The 1,628-nt window shown below is 67.4% G+C and carries 2 protein-coding genes; both read left to right on the top strand.

From position 1 onward, the window contains the following. Positions 1-888: LUD domain-containing protein (locus Q4C89_RS13760; RefSeq protein WP_303103193.1), on the top strand; the 888-nt coding region annotated here is incomplete at its 5' end. Continuing rightward, positions 885-1,523 carry a lactate utilization protein C gene (locus Q4C89_RS13755; RefSeq protein WP_303103192.1) on the top strand — a complete coding sequence of 213 codons (639 nt, stop codon included), beginning with the start codon at positions 885-887 and terminating at the stop codon, positions 1,521-1,523. The genes Q4C89_RS13760 and Q4C89_RS13755, both read left to right, overlap by 4 nt. Positions 1,524-1,628 lie beyond the last annotated feature (105 nt).

The following is a 1,628-nucleotide window of genomic DNA, read 5'->3' as shown; positions in this document are numbered from 1 at the left end:
TTCGCCATTGCCGAAACCGGAACCGTGTGCGTGGTCGAGTCCGAGGGCAACGGGCGCATGTGCCTGACCATGCCGGAGGTGCTCGTCAGCATCATGGGCATCGAGAAGGTGCTGGACAAGGTCGAGGACATCAGCGTGTTCATGGAGCTTTTGCCGCGTTCCTCCACCGCCGAGCGCATGAACCCCTACAACTCGTTCTGGAGCGGCGTGACGCCCGGCGACGGGCCGCAGGAATTCCACCTGATTTTGCTCGACAACGGCAGAACGAACGTGCTGGCCGACGACTTTGGGCGGCAAACCTTGCGCTGCATTCGCTGCTCGGCCTGCCTGAATGTCTGCCCCGTCTACGAACGGGCGGGCGGACACGCCTACGGCTCGGTCTATCCCGGCCCCATCGGCGCGATTCTGACGCCGCAACTGCTCGGTATGCACGACAAGAACGCCAACACGCTGCCGGGTGCCTCCACCCTGTGCGGCGCGTGCTACGACGTGTGCCCGGTCAAAATCAACATTCCGCAGGTGCTGATTTACCTTCGCACCCAGGCCAACGTGCAAAAGGGCCTGAGCGCCGAAGCCCTCGCCATGCAGGGCATGAAATTCGTGATGTCCGAGGGTTGGCGGTTCGAGGGCGCACTCAAACTCGCCCGCATGGGCCAGGGGCCACTGGTGCAGGGCGACGCCATCACCTCGCTGCCAGGGCTGCTGGGCGGCTGGACGCAGTCGCGGGATTTGCGCCCCTTCCCGAAAGAGGGGTTCCGCGAGTGGTGGAAGCACCGCGAAGGGGGCGGAAGGCAGATGGCAGAGGGCAAGGCCGCGCCGCCTGAAGCCGTGCAGAAGGACGGGGGTGGCAAGTTCGGCGCCGAAGCCCCCCGCGAGGACACGCCATGACCGACATCCCCTCCACCGCCGAAGCCAAGCTGGAAATGCTCACCCGCATCAACCGCGCCATTGCCGGGGCCGAGCCGCGACCGCTGCCGCCTTACCCGGTGTCCGCGCCGCTGACCCGCGCCGAAATCCTGCACCAGTTCGAAGACCGGATTCTGGATTACAAGGCGGCCTACACGCACGTTTCCGCCGCCGAACTGCCGGGGGCGATTGCGGCGGCGCTCGGAGACGCTCGGCGCGTGGTCGTGCCCGCCGGGGTGCCCAGCGAGTGGCTCACGCCTGGGCTGGACGTGCTGCGCGACGAGCCGAAGCTGTCCAACGCCGAACTCGACGGGGCCGAGGCCGTGCTGACCGGGTGCGCCGTCGCCATCAGCGAAACGGGCACCATCATCCTCGACCACCGGGAAGACCAGGGCCGCCGCGCCCTGTCGCTGATTCCCGACCTGCATGTGTGTGTGGTGCGTGAGGAACAGGTGGTGCAGACCGTTCGGCAGGGGGTGGGTGCCGTCGCCGCCAGCGTGCGCGAAGGCCGCCCGCTGACGTGGCTTTCAGGCGGCAGTGCCACCAGCGACATCGAACTGGTGCGGGTGGAGGGCGTTCACGGGCCGCGCCGCTTGCATGTGATTGTGGTGCCGTGACCCCCGCTGTGCGTCACCTCGTCGTCATGGGTGTCTCGGGCTGTGGCAAGAGCACGCTGGGACGCGAACTGGCGCGGGTGCTGGGCTGGCCTTTCGCGGAAGGGG

The sequence above is a fragment of the Deinococcus sp. genome (genome assembly GCF_030523985.1).
In the GTDB taxonomy this organism is placed as follows: Bacteria; Deinococcota; Deinococci; order Deinococcales; family Deinococcaceae; genus Deinococcus.
This window is presented reverse-complemented; position numbering and strand designations above follow the sequence as displayed.

Bases quoted from the DNA above. Each gene is read 5' to 3' on its own strand.
- Q4C89_RS13755 (WP_303103192.1), top strand. From the start codon at position 885: ATGACCGACATCCCCTCCACCGCCGAAGCCAAGCTGGAAATGCTCACC.